The organism is Janthinobacterium sp. EB271-G4-7A, assembly GCF_020858075.1.
GTDB lineage: Bacteria > Pseudomonadota > Gammaproteobacteria > Burkholderiales > Burkholderiaceae_D > Janthinobacterium > Janthinobacterium lividum.
The window spans coordinates 359,361-376,320 of record NZ_JACYMI010000003.1; the positions used below are offsets into that span (position 1 = coordinate 359,361).

At 61.9% G+C, this 16,960-nt stretch carries 14 protein-coding genes; 11 read left to right on the forward strand and 3 right to left on the reverse strand.

All coding sequences use genetic code 11. From position 1 onward, the window contains the following. Window positions 1-173: 173 nt before the first annotated feature. Window positions 174-866: a choice-of-anchor E domain-containing protein gene (locus tag IGS58_RS22085; protein ID WP_230522704.1), complete on the forward strand. Its 693-nt coding sequence runs from the start codon at window positions 174-176 to the stop codon at window positions 864-866. On the opposite strand, the gene IGS58_RS22090 is transcribed toward IGS58_RS22085, so the two are convergent. From IGS58_RS22090 to IGS58_RS22100, 3 genes are read right to left on the reverse strand one after another with little or no spacing between them, the layout of a single operon-like run. Further along, window positions 867-2,600, reverse strand: a complete 1,734-nt coding sequence (locus IGS58_RS22090) for a cobaltochelatase CobT-related protein (RefSeq protein ID WP_230522705.1) — start codon at window positions 2,598-2,600, stop codon at window positions 867-869. It lies immediately after the preceding gene. After that, window positions 2,597-3,571, reverse strand: a complete 975-nt coding sequence (locus IGS58_RS22095; protein WP_230522706.1) for an AAA family ATPase — start codon at window positions 3,569-3,571, stop codon at window positions 2,597-2,599. The genes IGS58_RS22090 and IGS58_RS22095 overlap by 4 nt, the downstream gene beginning before the upstream one ends. Window positions 3,572-3,611: 40 nt before the next feature. Then, entirely contained in the window at window positions 3,612-4,448 is an 837-nt protein-coding gene (locus tag IGS58_RS22100) for an IclR family transcriptional regulator (RefSeq protein ID WP_370452797.1), read from the reverse strand. A gap of 225 nt (window positions 4,449-4,673) precedes the next feature. Between IGS58_RS22100 and xsc the strand changes: the two genes are divergently transcribed. The 10 genes from xsc to IGS58_RS22150 all read left to right on the forward strand — a co-directional run bounded on the left by xsc (window position 4,674) and on the right by IGS58_RS22150 (window position 16,938). After that, entirely contained in the window at window positions 4,674-6,482 is a 1,809-nt protein-coding gene (gene xsc / locus IGS58_RS22105; protein ID WP_442908380.1) for a sulfoacetaldehyde acetyltransferase, read from the forward strand. A gap of 314 nt (window positions 6,483-6,796) precedes the next feature. Next, window positions 6,797-7,204, forward strand: a complete 408-nt coding sequence (locus IGS58_RS22110) for a nuclear transport factor 2 family protein (protein WP_034788413.1) — start codon at window positions 6,797-6,799, stop codon at window positions 7,202-7,204. Between the two features lie 58 nt (window positions 7,205-7,262). Next, the gene (locus IGS58_RS22115) at window positions 7,263-8,672 is read left to right on the forward strand and encodes an NAD(P)/FAD-dependent oxidoreductase (RefSeq protein ID WP_034788412.1); all 1,410 of its coding nucleotides are present in this window, start codon (window positions 7,263-7,265) and stop codon (window positions 8,670-8,672) included. Window positions 8,673-8,787: 115 nt separating this feature from the next. After that, window positions 8,788-9,840, forward strand: a complete 1,053-nt coding sequence (gene tauA, locus IGS58_RS22120) for a taurine ABC transporter substrate-binding protein (protein WP_442908378.1) — start codon at window positions 8,788-8,790, stop codon at window positions 9,838-9,840. 84 nt (window positions 9,841-9,924) lie between these two features. Further along, window positions 9,925-10,740 (forward strand): taurine ABC transporter ATP-binding protein, encoded by an 816-nt coding sequence (locus IGS58_RS22125; protein ID WP_070219220.1) that lies wholly within the window; start codon window positions 9,925-9,927, stop codon window positions 10,738-10,740. 79 nt (window positions 10,741-10,819) lie between these two features. Continuing rightward, window positions 10,820-11,614 (forward strand): ABC transporter permease subunit, encoded by a 795-nt coding sequence (locus IGS58_RS22130; protein WP_051959683.1) that lies wholly within the window; start codon window positions 10,820-10,822, stop codon window positions 11,612-11,614. A gap of 280 nt (window positions 11,615-11,894) precedes the next feature. Beyond that, window positions 11,895-13,322, forward strand: coding sequence for an amino acid permease (locus IGS58_RS22135; RefSeq protein WP_070254562.1), 1,428 nt, complete (start codon window positions 11,895-11,897; stop codon window positions 13,320-13,322). Further along, window positions 13,315-14,535, forward strand: coding sequence for a SorA family sulfite dehydrogenase catalytic subunit (gene sorA, locus IGS58_RS22140; RefSeq protein WP_230522708.1), 1,221 nt, complete (start codon window positions 13,315-13,317; stop codon window positions 14,533-14,535). Before IGS58_RS22135 ends, sorA begins: the two co-directional genes overlap by 8 nt. Before the next feature lie 10 nt (window positions 14,536-14,545). Next, a complete protein-coding gene (gene sorB, locus IGS58_RS22145) occupies window positions 14,546-15,163 on the forward strand; it encodes a SorB family sulfite dehydrogenase c-type cytochrome subunit (protein WP_070254560.1) in 618 nt (205 codons plus the stop codon). Window positions 15,164-15,462: 299 nt separating this feature from the next. After that, window positions 15,463-16,938 (forward strand): glycoside hydrolase family 19 protein, encoded by a 1,476-nt coding sequence (locus tag IGS58_RS22150; RefSeq protein ID WP_230522709.1) that lies wholly within the window; start codon window positions 15,463-15,465, stop codon window positions 16,936-16,938. The last annotated feature ends 22 nt before the right edge of the window (window positions 16,939-16,960 follow it).

Genomic DNA, 16,960 nt, shown 5'->3' on the forward strand with positions numbered 1-16,960 from the left:
CATTTATTTTTAAAATTGCAACAAAGTGAGCATATTGCGACTTTTTCATTTATTACAATGAATTGCCTGGATAGCCGCATTGCCGGGCTGCGGCGCGAGGGGCTACCCTCGCGTTTCCCGTGTGAATCACTGCATGATCCACGTCCCCCTCATTGAATGAACAGGAGTCATCGATGCACAAATCTCTCATCGCACTGGCCGCAGCCGCCATGGTTGGCCTTGGCGCCGCATCTTCCGCGCAGGCGGCCACCCAGACCATCACCTTCAGCGCCGACCGCGCGCTGGGCGCCACCAACTGGGCCGACACCCTGGGATTGGGCAAGTTTGATAGCAACCTGGGTACCTTGACCTCGATCAAGTTCCACCTGGAAGGCGCCGTACAGGGCAGTGGCAAGGCGGAAAGTCTCGATGCCAGCGCCTCCGACGTGACCCTGAGCCTGGCGTCGCTGCTGACCTTGTACCGTCCCGACAATTCCACCTTGCTGGTGGCCAACCCACTGTTCACGCAGACGTTCGCCCTGAGCGCCTTCGATGGCAGCATCGACTTTGCCGGCACCTCGGGTGCCAATACAGGACCCCGGTCCAGCACGGGCGCCAACTCCTACACGAGCGGCAGTGCCAGCGACTTCGCCCTGTTTTCCTCGGCCGGCGGTGGCTTGATCCAGCTGGGACTGAACGCCGTCGGTTCCTCGACGGGCAGCGGTTCCGGTAATTTGCTGACCCAATTCCAGACGGCCGCTTCCGGCCGCGTGGCAGTGACGTATGAATACATCAGCGCCGTGCCGGAACCGGAAACGTATGTGATGCTGCTGACAGGCCTGGCGCTGGCCGGCGTGATGACGCGCCGCCGCAAGTCCATGGTGTGATCAGCGTTTCCCGCGTCCTGCGAGCAGCTGGGCGATTTCGCTGAACAGTTCATTGTTCAGCGAGGCGGGCAGGGTGGTGGCCAGGCTGCGGCTGTAGTAGGCGCCCAGGTCCAGGCCCAGGCCCAGCCCGCAAATCTCAATGGCGCCCTGCGCTTCGCGGCGCGCCACCACTTGCCTCAAGTGTTGCGCCAGATAAAACTCGTCGTTGGCCAGATTCGTGGCCGTATCCATCGGGCAACCGTCGGACACGACGAGCAGGATGCGCCGCCGTTCCGGGCGCGCCAGCATGCGGCTGCACGCCCAGTCCACGGCTTCGCCATCGACGCCTTCGCGGTACAGGTCCGCCTTCAGCAGGGCCGCGATGTCGGGGCGCGCGCGGCGCCAGCTCGTATCGCCATCCTTGAAGACCATATGCACGAGTTCATTCAGACGGCCCGGGTTGGCGGGCGAGCGGGCGCGCATCCAGTCGCGCCTGACTCGTCCCCCGTTCCACGCGCCCGTCGTAAAGCCCAGCAACTCCGTGCTGATCCCGGCCTGGTCCAGCACGCGCAGCAGAATGTCGAGCAGCACGGCCACAGATTCCGCATGCGTCTTCATGGAGCCGGAGCAGTCGACGAGGAAGGTGACGAGGCAATCGGCCTTGGGAAGGAATTGTTCCTTGCGGAACAGCCTGCGTTCGGACGGCGAGCTGATCAGCTGCGCCAGGCGGCGCCCGTCGATAGTGCCCTCTTCCTCGCCGAACGACCAGCCGTCGCGCTCGGGTATGGCCAGCAGTTGCGTGAAGCGCCGCGCCAGGCGGGCCGTGTTGATGCCCAGGCTGGCGATGCGCGCATCCATGCGTTCGCGGTATTCGAGCAGCAGGGCGCGGCGCACCAGCTCGCCCGCTTTTTCTTCGCGGTCGTACGCCGTGCTGTAAATCCGGTAGGCGCCATCGCCGTCGCTGAAGGCGCGGCTTTCGCCCAGCGGTGCGGCATCGGGCAGATGGTCGTTATCGCTGTCGAAATCGAGCAGCAGCTTGAAGGCTGCCTGCGCCTTGGCGTCCCCGGCCTCGTCCTGGCTGCCGTCGCGCGCCGTTTGCGCGTCTTGCAGCATGGCATCGACGGCGTGGGCGATGGCCAGAGAGTGGCGCGCAAAGGCCGCCTGGTCCGTTCGGTGGCGGCGCAAGCCCGCCAGGTCGCCGCTCAGTTGTGAAGAGATGGACCAGCGCGTCGCTTCGATGAAATCTTCCGTCTTTTCCAGCACGGGCCGCGCCGTCAGGCGCGACCAGCACATCTGGAATACCGTGTACAACAGCAAGCCCGATGCGCCCTCGGCCAGGCCGGAATCGTAGAACGCGTGCGACCATGCCGTAAAACGGTGGCGCAGGTTGTCGATGACGCCAGCGTGGTGTTCTGGCGCAAGCGTTTCCACCCTTAACTGTTCCAGCAGCTCGAATACGAGGCGCGCGACGGGCTCGGCCGGGCAGAGGGACTTGTGCAGGGCCGCATCCGTGTGCAGCAAACGCAGGGCCACGCTGTCTGCCGCGCCGCGCAGCGAGGGCAAATCCTGCAGCGCCGCATCGGCTTGCAGATGGGCAGCGTGGATGGGCAGGGGGCGGTGGCCGTCGTGCAGGCGCCGGCCACGGTAGCGGATGGAGGCAACGCCGCTCAGCGCGCGGATTGCGCCCGCGCACAACTCGTCCGTTTCCTGCTGTTCGCGCGTGTAGGCGGCAGGCGCGGTCGCTTCCGTACTCATGCCTGGCTCGCCAGCAATTCCTCATTGAAACAGCGCTGGTAATACTCGGCCACCATGGGCCGCTCGGCCTCGTCGCATTTGTTGAGGAAGGACAGGCGGAAGGCCAGGGCCGGGTCGCGGAAGATCTGGCAATTCTCGGCCCAGGTAATCACCGTGCGCGGCGACATCAGGCAGGCCAGGTCGCCCGCCGCATAACCGTGGCGCGTGAGGCTGGCCACGGCCACCATGCTACTGGCCAGCTGGCGGCCCGCCTCGTCGTTCATGGCGGGGACACGGGCCAGCACGATCTCCGTTTCTTCCGCCTGCGGCAGATAGTTCAGGGTAGCAACGATATTCCAGCGGTCGATCTGCGCGTGATTGAGCACCTGCGTGCCGTGGTACATGCCGTTCAGGTTGCCGAGTCCTACCGTGTTCGACGTGGCGAACAGGCGGAAGTGGGGATGCGGCGTGATGACCCGGTTCTGGTCGAGCAGGGTGAACTTGCCGTCGCGCTCGAGGATGCGCTGGATGACGAACATCACGTCGGGGCGGCCCGCGTCGTACTCGTCGAAGATCAGGGCCACGGGACGCTGCAGCGACCAGGGCACGATGCCTTCCTGGAATTCGGTCACCTGCTGCTGCTCGCGCAGCACGATGGCGTCCTTGCCGACCAGGTCCAGGCGGCTGATGTGGCCGTCCAAGTTGACCCGCACGCAAGGCCAGTTCAGGCGCGCCGCCACCTGCTCGATATGCGTGGACTTGCCCGTGCCGTGCAAGCCCTGCACCATCACGCGGCGGTTGTGGCTGAAGCCGGCCAGAATCGCCAGAGTCACGTCCTGGTTGAAGCGGTAGGCGGGGTCGATGTCGGGCACGTGCGGATCGCGTTCCGTGAAGACGGGCACGCGCAGGTCGCTGTCGATATGGAACAGGCTGCGCACGGACTGCAAGGTTTGCGCCGCTGCGACGGGGGGATGTTGGCGTGAATCTGGCACCTTGTTCTCCTGTGAAACCGCAGCATGGGCGCTACGGCGGTTATGAGTGACCGGCTTGCAATGCGTCGTCGTCACCGCCCGTCGTCGGCATGGTTTCCGATTCGATGGCGGCCAGGGCTTGCGCGGCGCGTTGCAATGCTGGCAAGAAATGTAAAGCCTTGTCGTGCGTTAAACGGATGATGGGCGCCTGGATGGCCACGGCCAGGTTCGAGCGGCCGTTCGGGTTCGGCACCAGCACGGCCACGCACAGCAGGCCGGGCAGGAATTCTTCGTCGTCCAGCGCATAGCCGTTGCGGCGCACCAATTCCAGTTCGCGTTCCAGCTTGACGGGGTCCGTTTCCGTCTTGTCCGTAAAGCGCGTCAATTCCATGTGGCCCAGCAGGCGGCGCCGTTGCACGGGCGTCATTTGCGCCAGGAACAGCTTGCCGCTGGACGAGCAGTGGGCCGGCACCCGCGAACCGGGATGCAGGTAGAAGCGCAGCGGGGCCGCCGTTTCCACGCGGTCCAGGTACACGACTTCGCTGCCGCTGAAGGCCGTCAGGTTGCAGCTTTCGCCCACTTCCTCGACCAGCTGGCGCAAGACCATGCGGCGGGCGCCATGGAAAGTGTTGTTAATCAGCAGGTTCGATGCGAGGCGGCGCAGGCGCACGCCCGTGCTGTAGTGGCGGCCATCGCTTTCGCGCTGCAGCACGCCCACGCTTTCCAGCTGTTGCAGCATGCGGTGCAGGGTCGGCTTGGGCAAGCCCGTTTCTTCCACCAGCGCTTGCAGCGACAGCAACTGGTCTTTTTCGGCAATCACTTCCAGCAAGGCAAACAAACGCATCGTGGGCGTGTCGCCTTCCAGTTTTTCCGGCTCAAGTTTTGGGGATGAAATCATGTCCATGGTGGCCTCGGTTGGGTAGCTATGAGTGTTACTTCAGCTTATTTCATTTTCGAACTCAAATTGTACCGTTTCCTTGAAAATCTGTTTGACTTTTGATTGCTGAAGGCTTAAATTGAATTGTATATCAAATTTCGGAACAAAATATACCGATTTTTAATAAATGAGTTGATAATTTCAACAGCTTCAATCACCACAGACCAGGAGACACCCATGAATGACATGACCGACCAAAAAGCCGCCGCCGCAGCGGCCATCCCCACCGGACCGCAAAAGATGACGCCTTCCGAAGCGTTCGTGGAAACCCTGGCCGCCAATGGCGTGACCGACATGTTCGGCATCATGGGCTCGGCCTTCATGGACCCGATGGATATCTTTGCCCCGGCCGGCATCCGTTTGATTCCCGTCGTGCACGAGCAGGGCGCCGGCCACATGGCCGACGGCTATGCCCGCGTCTCGGGCCGACATGGCGTGGTCATCGGCCAGAACGGCCCCGGCATCAGTAATTGCGTGACCGCCATCGCCGCCGCCTACTGGGCGCATACGCCGGTCGTGATCATTACCCCTGAGACGGGCACGATGAGCATGGGCCTGGGCGGTTTCCAGGAAGCGAACCAGCTGCCGATGTTCGAGGAATTCACAAAATATCAAGGTCATGTGACGAATCCGGCCCGCATGGCGGAATTCACGGGCCGCTGCTTTGACCGCGCCATGTCGGAAATGGGACCGACGCAACTGAACATTCCGCGCGACTATTTTTATGGCGAAATCAAGGCGGAAATCCCGAAACCGAACCGCCTGGACCGCGGCGCCGGCGGCGAACAAAGCCTCAACGATGCAGCCGAGTTGCTGGCGAAAGCCAAGTTCCCTGTGATCATCTCGGGCGGCGGCGTCGTCATGGGCGAAGCCATCGAAGAGTGCAAGGCCCTGGCCGAACGCCTGGGCGCACCCGTCGTCAACAGCTATCTGCATAACGACTCTTTCCCTGCCAGCCATCCGCTGTGGTGCGGCCCGCTCGGCTACCAGGGTTCCAAGGCGGCGATGAAACTGATCGCCAAGGCCGACGTTGTCGTCGCCCTCGGTTCGCGCCTGGGACCGTTCGGCACCTTGCCGCAGCACGGCATGGATTACTGGCCGAAAAACGCCAAGATCATCCAGATCGATGCGGACAACAAGATGCTGGGCCTGGTCAAGAAAATCTCCGTTGGCATCTGCGGCGACGCCAAGGCGGCCGCGAAAGCCATTCTGGCGCGCCTGGACGGCAAGACGCTTGACTGCGATGCGACGCGCGACGAGCGCTATGCCACCGTGCAAGCGGAAAAGGCCGCGTGGGAAGAAGAGCTGACCAACTGGACGCACGAGAAGGATGCGTACAGCCTGGACATGATCGAAGAGCAGAAGAAAGAGCCGGGCAGCTATCTGCACCCGCGCCAGGTCTTGCGCGAGCTGGAAAAAGCCATGCCGGAAGACGTGATGGTGTCGACCGACATCGGCAACATCAACTCGGTGGCGAACAGCTATCTGCGCTTTGAAAAGCCGCGCAGCTTCTTTGCGGCGATGAGCTTTGGCAACTGCGGCTATGCCTTCCCGACCATCATCGGCGCGAAAGTGGCCGCACCGCACCGTCCAGCCGTGTCGTATGCGGGCGACGGCGCCTGGGGCATGAGCCTGATGGAAACGATGACTTGCGTGCGCCACAACATTCCCGTCACGGCCGTGGTGTTCCATAACCGCCAGTGGGGCGCGGAAAAGAAAAACCAGGTCGATTTCTACAACCGCCGCTTCGTGGCAGGCGAGCTCGATAACCAGAGCTTCGCGGAAATCGCGCGCGCCATGGGCGCCGAAGGCATCACGGTCGACAAGCTGGAAGACGTGGGCCCGGCCTTGAAGAAGGCGATCGACATGCAGATGAATGAAGGCAAGACGACCATCATCGAAATCATGTGCACGCGCGAGCTGGGCGACCCGTTCCGCCGCGATGCGCTGAGCAAACCAATTCGTCACCTGGATAAATATAAAGACTATGTCTGATGTGCTGGTGTTGTTGGATTACGCCCTGGCGGGCTAATCCAACCTACGCAACCTACGCAACCTACGCAACCTACGCAATTGACGCGTGGTGCTGGCGTAGGTCGGATTAGCCGGGCGAAAGCCCGGCGTAATCCGACACAGCGCTGTGACCAAATTCTCACAGATTGTCACGAAAGCATCATAATTTCATTAAAGAATACAAGGCGTCCCGTTTTTTGAATTATTTGATTTGACAAGGCCATGCTTAAGGCTTAAATTCAATAAAAGACAAAAAACGGAACGTAGCGTATCAAAAACGATTTACGGAGACAACCATGAACCACCCTGTACCGCACACTGACGCCGTCACCACGGACTTTCTGCAAGCATTCGGCGATGCCTGGAACCGCCACGATATCGAGGCCCTGATGGCCGCCATGGCCGACGACTGCGAATTCCACGCCGTCGCCGGTCCCGAGCTTCTGGGCAAGAGCTTCATCGGCCGCGACGCCGTGCGCGCCGGCTTCGAGCTGGCCTGGCAAACCTTCCCCGACGCCGCCTGGCTCAACCCCGTGCATTTCGTCAGCGGCGAGCGGGGCGTGACGGAGTCGACCTTTGCGGGCACCAAGGCGGACGGCACGCGCATCGAAGCGCGCATGGTCGATATCTTCACCTTCCGCGACGGCAAGATCGCCGTCAAGAATGCTTTCCGCAAGGATCGCCCACCCGTCGTCACAGTCTGAGCCAGCACGTTCACCAGGAATGACCATGAACAAACCTGTCGACACCCCGCCTGGCGTAATGGGCAACAACAGTACCGCCGCCCGCACGCCCTACGATCCCGCCTTCGATCCGCTGGTGGCCCAGCGCCCTGGCCACGGCAATGCCTACGCGCCCACCTACTGGATCGGCACGGCCGGCGAGCCGCCCGCCGACGACGGCCCCATCACGCATGACATCGACGTTGACGTGGCCATCATCGGTTCCGGCTTCACGGGCTTGTCCTGCGCCATCTTTTTGGCCCAGGAACACGGCATCAAGGCCACCGTGCTGGAAGCGAACCGGGTCAGCTGGGGCTGCAGCACGCGCAACGGCGGCCAGGCGCAATGCACGACGGGCCGCCTGAAACGCTCGCAGTGGATAGACCGCTATGGGCTGGACACGGCCCTGAAACTGCACGCGGAAGTGTGCGATGCGATGGAAACGTTCAAGAAGATCACGGCCGACATCGATTGCGACCCGCAGCCGGGCGGCCACCTGTACATCGCCCACAAGGCGAAAGCCATGCCCGCGCTGGAAAAAGAAGCCAAGGTCATGCGCGAGATCTTCAAGTACGACGCCCGCATCCTCGACGCCGACACCGTCAAGCGCGAATTCGTCGATGACAAGGAAGCGGCCGGCGCGCTGCACGAGCCGGAAGGCATCGGCATCCATGCCGGTAAGCTGGCGTTCGGCTACCTGCGCAAGGCGCGCGCGCTGGGCGCCAAGGTGCACCCGTCCAGCCCCGTGATGGGCTGGGAAACGCGCAATGGCGTGCATTACCTGCAAACGCCGGGCGGCGTCGTGCGTGCCCGATCCGTGGCCGTGGCCACGGGCGGCTACACCTCGCCGCACCTGCATCCGCAAGTGAAGAACCGCTTGCTGCCCATCCTGTCGAATTCGCTCGTCACGCGTCCGTTGACCCCGGCGGAAATCGAGGCGTGCAACTTCCGCACCCACCAGGTCATTACGGATACGCGCATCTTGCGCCACTACTACCGCCTGATGCCGGACAACCGCGTGCAGATCGGCAGCCGCAGCGCCATCACGGGCGCCGACGCGCCGGACGATAAATACAAACAGTTTTTGATCAACGATCTGCACCGCAAGTTCCCCGCGCTGACCGGCATCGCCATCGATTATTCGTGGTGGGGCTGGGTCGACGTCAGCCACGACATGATGCCGCGCATCGTGCAACCGGACCCGAAGCAATCGATCTTCTATTCGCTCGGCTACGGCGGCAACGGCGTCATGTACTCGGCGCAGGCGGGACGGCGCATGGCCGAGCGTATCGCCGGCAAGGCCAGCGACACGGGCTTGCCGATCTTCAATTCGAAACTGCCGTATCCCAACATGATGGAACTGGTCGAGTCGCAAGCGTTCGCCCCGTTCCGCCGCCTGGGCCAGCGCTTCCTGTACCGCTGGTATCACTTGAAGGATGAAGTGTTTTAAATAGCAGTAGCCGTACTAAGCCGCCGCATGCGTTGACATAGATCGACCAGCGGCGCCTCCCGCGAGGGATGAGATTGCCCGCACGTTCACACATAACAATAACTTGGAGTGAGACATGAACACAAATACGAGCAAAAACACGGTTTTTTCAACGATGCGCCGCGCCGTCCTCGGCACCCTGGTACTGGGCGTTACCCTTGCCTCCAGCGCTACCGCCTTCGCGCAAAGCAAGGAAGTGACGATTGCCTACCAGGAAATCAACGGTCCCTTCCTGGTGGCGATCGCCAGCGGCGAAGTGGAAAAAACCACCGGCTATAAAATCAACTGGCGCAAGTTCGATTCGGGCGCCAAGGTGGCTACCGGCATGGCTTCCGGCGACGTGCAGATCGGCGTCATCGGTTCCAGCCCACTGACGGCAGCCGTCAGCCGCGGCGTCGACTTGCAGCTGTTCTGGATCATCGACGACATCAATGAAGCCGAAGCGATGGTGGCCCGCAATGGCGCCGGCATCACCAAACCGACGGATTTGCGCGGCAAGAAGATCGCCGTGCCTTTCGTGTCCACCACACACTTCCACACCATGTTCGCGCTGGAAACGTGGGGCATCAAGCCCACGGAAGTGAAATTGCTGAACATGCAGCCTAACCAGATCGCCGCCGCCTGGGAGCGGGGCGACATCGACGCCGCCTTCGTATGGGATCCGGCCTTGAGCAAACTCAAGCAAAACGGCAAGGTGCTCGTCACGTCCGGCGAACTGAGCAAGAAGGGCAAGGCCACGTTTGACGGCATGGCCGTCGAGCGCGCCTGGGGCGAAGCGAACGCGGACTTCATGGCCAAGTTCGTCAAGGTGATGGCCGCCGCCGACGCCGACTACCGCGCCAATCCCAAGGCGTGGACCATCGATTCCCCGCAAGTGAAAGCCAACGTCAAGCATTCGGGTGCGGCCGCCAAGGACGTGGCCGCTTCCGTGGCCCTGTATGCCTATCCCTCGCTGCAGGAACAGGCCTCGCCGGCCTGGCTCGGCGGCGGCGCGAAGGGCGGCGTGGCGCAAGCCTTGCTGGCCACGGCGCAATTTTTGAAGGGCGAAGGCAAGATCGACACCCTGGCTACCGATTACGCCAAATATGTGACACCCAAGTATGCACAGGCCGCGGGCCTGCTGAAGTAAACGTTGTGCGATGGCGCGCCTGCGGGCGCGCTGACTGAACAGAATGCGTTGAACTGAAGTGACTACACCTATGCGGGGCACACGATGGAAAATCTCTACGTCAAGGATGTCAGCGTGATTTATCCGGGCAAGACGGCCGGTGAACGCGTGCATGCCTTAAATAATATCAACCTGACCATCAATAGCGGCGATTTTGTCGTCGCCCTGGGCGCCTCGGGCTGCGGCAAGACTACCTTGCTGAGCCTGATGGCGGGCTTTATCGCCCCATCCAAGGGCGAGATCATGCTCGGCGACAATAAAGTGGAAGGGCCGGGTGCCGACCGTGGCGTCGTGTTCCAGAAACATGCCTTGCTGCCATGGCTGAACGTGATGGAAAACGTGGAATTCGGCTTGAAGCTGCAAGGCGTGCCGAAAGCCGTGCGGCGCGAACAGGCGGCAAAGAACCTGGCGCTCGTCGGCTTGAAGGACTTTCACGACAATATGATTTATCAGTTGTCGGGCGGCATGCAGCAAAGGGTGGGCATCGCCCGCGCCCTGACCAGCAATCCCGCCATGCTGCTGATGGATGAACCGATGGCGGCGCTCGATGCGCTGACCCGCGAAACCATCCAGGAATTGCTGCTCGATATCTGGGCCAAGTCCAGCACCATGTTCTTCTTCATTACCCACAGCGTCGACGAGGCGCTGTTCCTGGCGAACCGGCTGATCGTCATGTCGCCCCGTCCGGGCCGCATCACGCACACGTATGAACTCGATTTCAACAAGCGCTTCCTCGAGTGCCGCGATGCGCGCGCCGTGAAATCGAGCCCGGACTTCATCAAGATGCGCGAAACGGTGCTCAACATCATTTATGGCGACGAACGCGCCGTCAATAAAGAGCTGGAGGTGTCCCATGCATAGCCCATCCGTCGTGGGATTTCCTCCCACCACCGCCAAGCGCGCCGGCTTTTTCTCGCGCCTGTTCGCTCCCCGTTGCGCCATGCCCGGCGAAGCGTTCGGCGCGCCGGGGCAGGGCAATTCCAGCCGCATCGCCACCGTCACCGTCATCGCCGTGCTGCTGCTGTGGTTTGGCGTGACGGCCAGCGGCATGGTCAAACCGCTGTTCCTGCCGTCGCCGCAAGCCGTGTATGAAAAATTCATCATGGCGGCCACCACCGGTTTCGGCGGGGCCACCCTGTGGGAACACACTGTCGCCAGCCTGGTGCGCGTGTTCGGCGCCTTTGGCCTGGCTTGCCTGTTTGCCATTCCCATCGGCGTGATGATGGGCGTCAACCGCGTGGCGCGCGGCATCTTCGATCCCTTGATCGAGTTCTACCGTCCGCTGCCGCCGCTCGCCTACTTGCCACTGGTCATCATCTGGTTCGGCATCGGCGAGTTTTCGAAGGTTTACCTGATCTTCCTGGCCATCTTCGCGCCGATGGCGATCGCGGCACGCGCCGGCGTCAGCTCCGTGTCGCTGGAGCAAATCCACGCGGCGTACTCGATGGGCGCCACGCGTTTCCAGGTCATCGTGCACGTGATTTTGCGGGCCGCGATTCCGGAAATCCTCACCGGCATGCGCATCGGCATCGGCGTGGGCTGGACCACCCTGGTGGCTGGCGAAATGGTGGCGGCCACGCGCGGCCTCGGCTACATGGTGCTGAGCGCCTCCGAGTTCCTGGCCAGCGATGTGGTGATCATGGGCATTATCGTGATCGGCTTCTTCGCTTTCCTGTTTGATTTGATGATGCGTTACCTCGAACGTACCCTCGTGCCATGGAAGGGCAAGGTGTAAGACGTTCCCGGGAGTGGCGCGCACGCCACAAGTGTTGCCGCCGCTCCCATTTTTTTAACTCGCCATACCCGTACTTACCCTCCAGCGCGCTTGCCCCCTGGCTGCCGCGCCGGGCCGCTGCATTTCCAGATTGACTTATGGAATGCGGCCAACCAGACTGATTCACACGATGTATCGATGCTGCTTGACGGTGTTGCCTAAATAAAACAAAGCCGCGCGGCATGAACAAGCCGCAGCAGGCAGGGCGCACCGAGCTTCAGAGATTTTCAGGAGACAAAACATGATTAGCGAATCGCATAACAGTACCGGCTTGCAGCACTCGCTCAAGCAACGCCACATGAGCATGATCGCCATCGGCGGCGTGATCGGCGCCGGCCTCTTTGTCGGCAGCGGCGTCATTGCCAAGGCCGCCGGCCCGGCCGCCATCCTTTCCTTCCTGCTCACGGGCGGCCTCGTCGTCCTGATCATGCGCATGCTGGGCGAGCTGGCTTCGTCCCTGCCCGTGGTCGGCTCCTTTTACGAATATGCGCGCCTGGCCTTCGACGACAAGCCGAAGGTCTCGAAATTCCTCGGCTTCATGAGCGGCTGGATGTACTGGTATTTCTGGGTCGTCGTCGTGGCCCTGGAAGCCATCGCCGGCGCCAAGCTGGTCAACTTCTGGCTGCCCGACGTGCCGTCGTGGGCTATCAGCCTGGTGCTCCTCGTCTCGATGACCATCCTTAACCTGTTCTCGGTCAAGGCCTTCGGCGAATTCGAATTCTGGTTCGCCTCGATCAAGGTCGTCGCCATCATCGTCTTCCTGTTTGTCGGCGCCCTGTTCATCACGGGTAGCTTGCCCAACAGCATCCCGACCCTGGGTTTCTTGACCAGCAACGGCGGCTTCATGCCGCACGGCTGGGGGCCGGTGCTCAGTGGCGCCGTCGCCGCCACGGCCTTCTATTCGGGCGCCGAAATCGTCACCATCGCCGCCGCCGAAACGTCGGATCCGGCCAAGGCCATCGCCCGCGCCACCAATTCCGTCATCACGCGCGTGCTGATGTTTTATGTCGGTTCCATGTTTGTCGTCGTCTGCATCGTGCCCTGGGATTCGCCGGCCATCGCCACGCCATTCGTCAGCGCCCTGACCGTCATGAACATCCCGTACGCGGCCCACATCATGAACGCCATCATTTTGACGGCCGTGCTGTCGGCCTTGAATTCCAGCCTGTACGCGTCGTCGCGCATGATCTTTGCGCTGACGCGCCGCGGCGATGCGCCCACGGGCCTGGTCAAGCTGAGCAAGAACGGCGTGCCCATCCGCGCCATTTTGTTCAGCACCCTGTTCGCCTATTTCGCCATTGCCGTATCGTATGTATCGGCCGACCTGGTGTTCCCCTTCATCGTCAATTCCTACGGCATCCTGATCCTGTTTGTATACCTGCTCATTGCGATATCTCAATTGCGTTTGCGCCGCCGCCTGGAGCGTGAATGCCCGGAACGCATCAAGGTGCGCATGTGGCTGTTCCCTTACCTGACGTATTTCACCATCATCGCCATGCTGGTGATCCTCGGTGCCATGAGCGTGTCGTCCGATACGGAGCAGCGCGTGTCGTTCTGGTTCGGTCTGTTGAGCGTGGTCATCATGAGCGTCATGTACTACATCAAGAAGCTCGTCAACGACGACCGCAACGGCGACAACGAAGCCAAAGTGGAGCTCAAACATGTCTGACACGACCTTGTTGCCCGCAGGCCGGCGCCGCTTCCTGCGTACGACGGCTGCCCTGGGCGCCGCCGCCGTGGCGGGGCCGACGCTTGCCGCCTCCGTCACTTTGCCGTTTGAGAATGGCGAGCGCGAACTGGTGGCCTTTCCGCAAAAGCGCCCGCTGATCCTGCTGACCAGCCGTCCGCCCCAGCTGGAAACGCCGTTCAGCGTGTTCAATGAAGGCGCGATCACGCCCAACGATGCGTTTTTCGTGCGCTACCACTGGAGTGGCTTACCTACCAGCATCGATGGCGACAGCTACCGCCTGCGCATCGCCGGCCTGGTGAAGACGCCCTTGGAACTGTCGCTGGCGGAACTGAAACAGCTGGCCGAGCCTGTCGACGTGGTGGCCGTGACGCAATGCTCGGGCAACAGCCGCGGCTTCTTTGCCCCACGCGCGAATGGCGGGCAGCTGGGCAATGGCGCCATGGGCAATGCCCGCTGGACGGGCATCCCCCTGAAGACCGTGCTGGAAAAGGCCGGTATCGCGGCCAGCGCCGTGCAAGTAGCCTTCAATGGCCTGGAAGCGCCGCCAGTGGGCGATGGTCCCGACTTCCAAAAAGCCTTGTCCGTCGAGCACATCATGGCGGGCGACGTCATGCTGGCCTGGGCCATGAATGGCGAAGACATTCCTTTCCTCAACGGCTATCCGCTGCGGCTGATCGTGCCAGGCTATTACGGCACTTACTGGGTCAAGCACTTGAGCGACATCACCGTGCTGGACAAGCCATTCGACGGTTTCTGGATGAGCACGGGCTACCGTATCCCCGACAACGGCTCCGGCTTCATCGAGCCGGGCGCACCCGTGGGCAAGACGACGCCGATCAGCCGCCTCAACGTGCGCTCTTTCATCACCAGCGTGCAGGATGGCGCGCAAGTGAAGGCGGGGCGCGACCTGGCCCTGCGCGGCATCGCTTTTGATGGCGGCCAGGGCATCAGCGAGGTGACCGTGTCGCTTGACGGCGGCCAGACGTGGCAGGAAGCGAAGCTGGGCAAGGACCTGGGACGCTACTCGTTCCGTGTATGGACCATGCTCATGAAGGCGCCGCGCAAGGGCAGCCACGTGCTGATGGTGCGCGCCGTCAACCGCATCGGCCAGAGCCAGCCCATGAAAGCCCTGTGGAATCCCATGGGTTATATGCGCAACGTGGTGGAAACCACGCGCATCCAGGCAGTCTGAGGAGATTCACATGCGAATGAAAATATTGATTGCCGCGCTGGCACTGGCGGCGGGTGGTGCGTGCGCGCTGGAGATCCACTTGCCGCCGGAAACGGCGACGTACAAACCCAGCGAATTGCCCGGCTACCAGCTGGTGCAGCGCAACTGCATGACGTGCCACGCGGCCCAGTATGCGTCGAGCCAGCCCCCGGCCTCTCCGCGCGCCTATTGGGAAGCCACCGTCAAGAAGATGAAGAAGCCGTTTGGCGCGCAGTTCGACGACGCGGACATGCCGGCCATGGTCGATTACCTGGTGAAAACCTATGGCGTGGAGCGGGGCGCGGCAGCAACGGGCGCGACCGTCGCCAAACCCGTGGCAACCGCTGTCCCGGCCGCCAGCGGCAAGGATGTCAAAACCTTGCTGGCGGCGAATGGCTGCATGGCTTGCCACGCGCTCGACCAGAAGGTGGTCGGCCCCGGTTTTACCGAGGTGGCAGCCAGATACAAGGGCAAGGACGGTGTCGCTGCCGTGGCGGCCAACATCCGCAGTGGCGGCGCGGGCAAATGGGGCCCCGTGCCCATGCCGCCATTCAGCCAGCTGAGCGAAGCGGATGCGGCGAGCCTGGCGAAGTACGTGCTGAACAGATAAGTTCGTCCCGGACGCGCAACAACCCTTAATACCACTTGCCGCCACCCATCCAGCGCGGTATTGCCCGCTGCCATCATGCAGCGGGCCTTTTTTTACTTGTCCCATTCGCCACCGCATCGCTTGCCAACGCAGCGATCGCCAGCACTGGTATTGTAAAAAACACCGTTATATAAAACCACTTGACTACCAATTTAGAGCGTCGCATTCTCTCTGCAGAAAGCCGACGCTTCGCTGTGCTTTCTTTACGTACAACATAAAAAGCTACTTCGATAGTTTTCGTATAACGTTCAGGAGACATTGTGAAGACACGGCAAATTAGCCGGCTGGCCTCGCCTTTGATGGCTGGCCTGCTGGGCAGCGCGCTGCTCGCTTGCGGCGGCAATTCCACCACCGAACCCCCATCGACCCTGCTGGCCGCCACGGCCGCCAGCGATCAGTGCGCGGCCTGGAGCGCCGCTGCCGTCTACACGGCGGGCCAGTGCGCCGTGTATGACGGCAAGGTCTACCGCGCCAAATGGTGGGTGCAGGGCACGGCGCCGAACAACGACCAGTGGGGACCGTGGAGTCTCGATAGCAGCACTCCAACCCCGACGCCCACCCCGACACCGACGCCAACGCCAACGCCAACGCCAACGCCAACGCCCACTCCAACGCCCACTCCAACGCCCACTCCAACGCCCGGCATCCCCACCAAGGCCCAGGCCGAGGCCAACGAGGCGGCGCTGACGAACAACGATTTCTTCCGCAAGGTCAAGGCGTCGATCCGCACCCTGGGCAATACAGCCGTCGAGGCCGTGCAGCCCGGCCTGGCCAGCAATCCGCTCAACGTCAAGCGAGTTGAGCGCCTGCTGCCGGCGGCAAAGTGGGATTACTATTTTGCCGCGCGCGACACCAGTTATACCTATCAGCGTTTCCTGCAAGCCGTAGCCAAGTTCCCCGCCGTGTGCGACGACTACAGCGACGTGCGCAATGCGGACGCCATCTGCCGCCACAGCCTGGCCACCATGTTCGCGCATTTCGTACAGGAAACGGGCGACCATAACGCCAGCAGTCCGCTGCCGCAATGGCGCCAGGGCTTGAAGTATTTGCGCGAGCTGGGCTGCGACGAGACGGGCGCCGGCTGCGGCTACAACGTCGAGTGCGCCGATCCCGTCTTCAACAAGGTCTGGACCTGCGGCAAGAATGCCGATGGCAGCTTCAAGAAGTATTTCGGCCGCGGCGCCAAGCAGCTGTCGTACAACTACAATTACGGCCCATTTTCGCAAGCCATGCATGACGGCGACCAGTCCGTGCTGCTGAAGAACCCGGACCTGGTGGCCTCGACCTGGCTGAACCTGGCCTCGGCCACGTTTTTCTTTGTCTATCCGCAACCGCCGAAGCCGTCGATGCTGCATGTGCTCGACGGCACTTGGGTGCCGAACGCGGCCGATACGACGGCTGGCGCGGGCAATAATTTCGCCACCACCATCATGATCATCAACGCCGAATGCGGGCAGGGCACGGAAAAGCAGGCCGCGCAAAACCGCATCGATTACTACAAGCAATTTGCCGCCGACATGGGCTGGGATTATTCCGGCGAACAATTGTCTTGCGCCAACATGCAACGCTTCACCCCGGCCAGTTCCGCTTCCTACAACATTTATTGGGAAAAGAACTGGAGCGCCGGTGGCGACAACCAATGCCAGCTGGTCAGCTATCAAACCCCGTACAGCGCCTTGCTGGCCGGGAACTACGTGAAATGCGTGGAAGCCAACTGGAATGTGAAGTTGCAGTAGCAGTAAATGCAGGAATAGCCGG

Coding starts and splice junctions, on each gene's coding strand:
- IGS58_RS22085 (WP_230522704.1), top strand. CDS start 174: ATGCACAAATCTCTCATCGCACTGGCCGCAGCCGCCATGGTTGGCCTT.
- IGS58_RS22090 (WP_230522705.1), bottom strand. CDS start 2,600: ATGAGTACGGAAGCGACCGCGCCTGCCGCCTACACGCGCGAACAGCAG.
- IGS58_RS22100 (WP_370452797.1), bottom strand. CDS start 4,448: ATGATTTCATCCCCAAAACTTGAGCCGGAAAAACTGGAAGGCGACACG.
- xsc (WP_442908380.1), top strand. CDS start 4,674: ATGACCGACCAAAAAGCCGCCGCCGCAGCGGCCATCCCCACCGGACCG.
- IGS58_RS22110 (WP_034788413.1), top strand. CDS start 6,797: ATGAACCACCCTGTACCGCACACTGACGCCGTCACCACGGACTTTCTG.
- IGS58_RS22115 (WP_034788412.1), top strand. CDS start 7,263: ATGGGCAACAACAGTACCGCCGCCCGCACGCCCTACGATCCCGCCTTC.
- tauA (WP_442908378.1), top strand. CDS start 8,788: ATGAACACAAATACGAGCAAAAACACGGTTTTTTCAACGATGCGCCGC.
- IGS58_RS22125 (WP_070219220.1), top strand. CDS start 9,925: ATGGAAAATCTCTACGTCAAGGATGTCAGCGTGATTTATCCGGGCAAG.
- IGS58_RS22130 (WP_051959683.1), top strand. CDS start 10,820: ATGCCCGGCGAAGCGTTCGGCGCGCCGGGGCAGGGCAATTCCAGCCGC.
- IGS58_RS22135 (WP_070254562.1), top strand. CDS start 11,895: ATGATTAGCGAATCGCATAACAGTACCGGCTTGCAGCACTCGCTCAAG.
- sorA (WP_230522708.1), top strand. CDS start 13,315: ATGTCTGACACGACCTTGTTGCCCGCAGGCCGGCGCCGCTTCCTGCGT.
- sorB (WP_070254560.1), top strand. CDS start 14,546: ATGCGAATGAAAATATTGATTGCCGCGCTGGCACTGGCGGCGGGTGGT.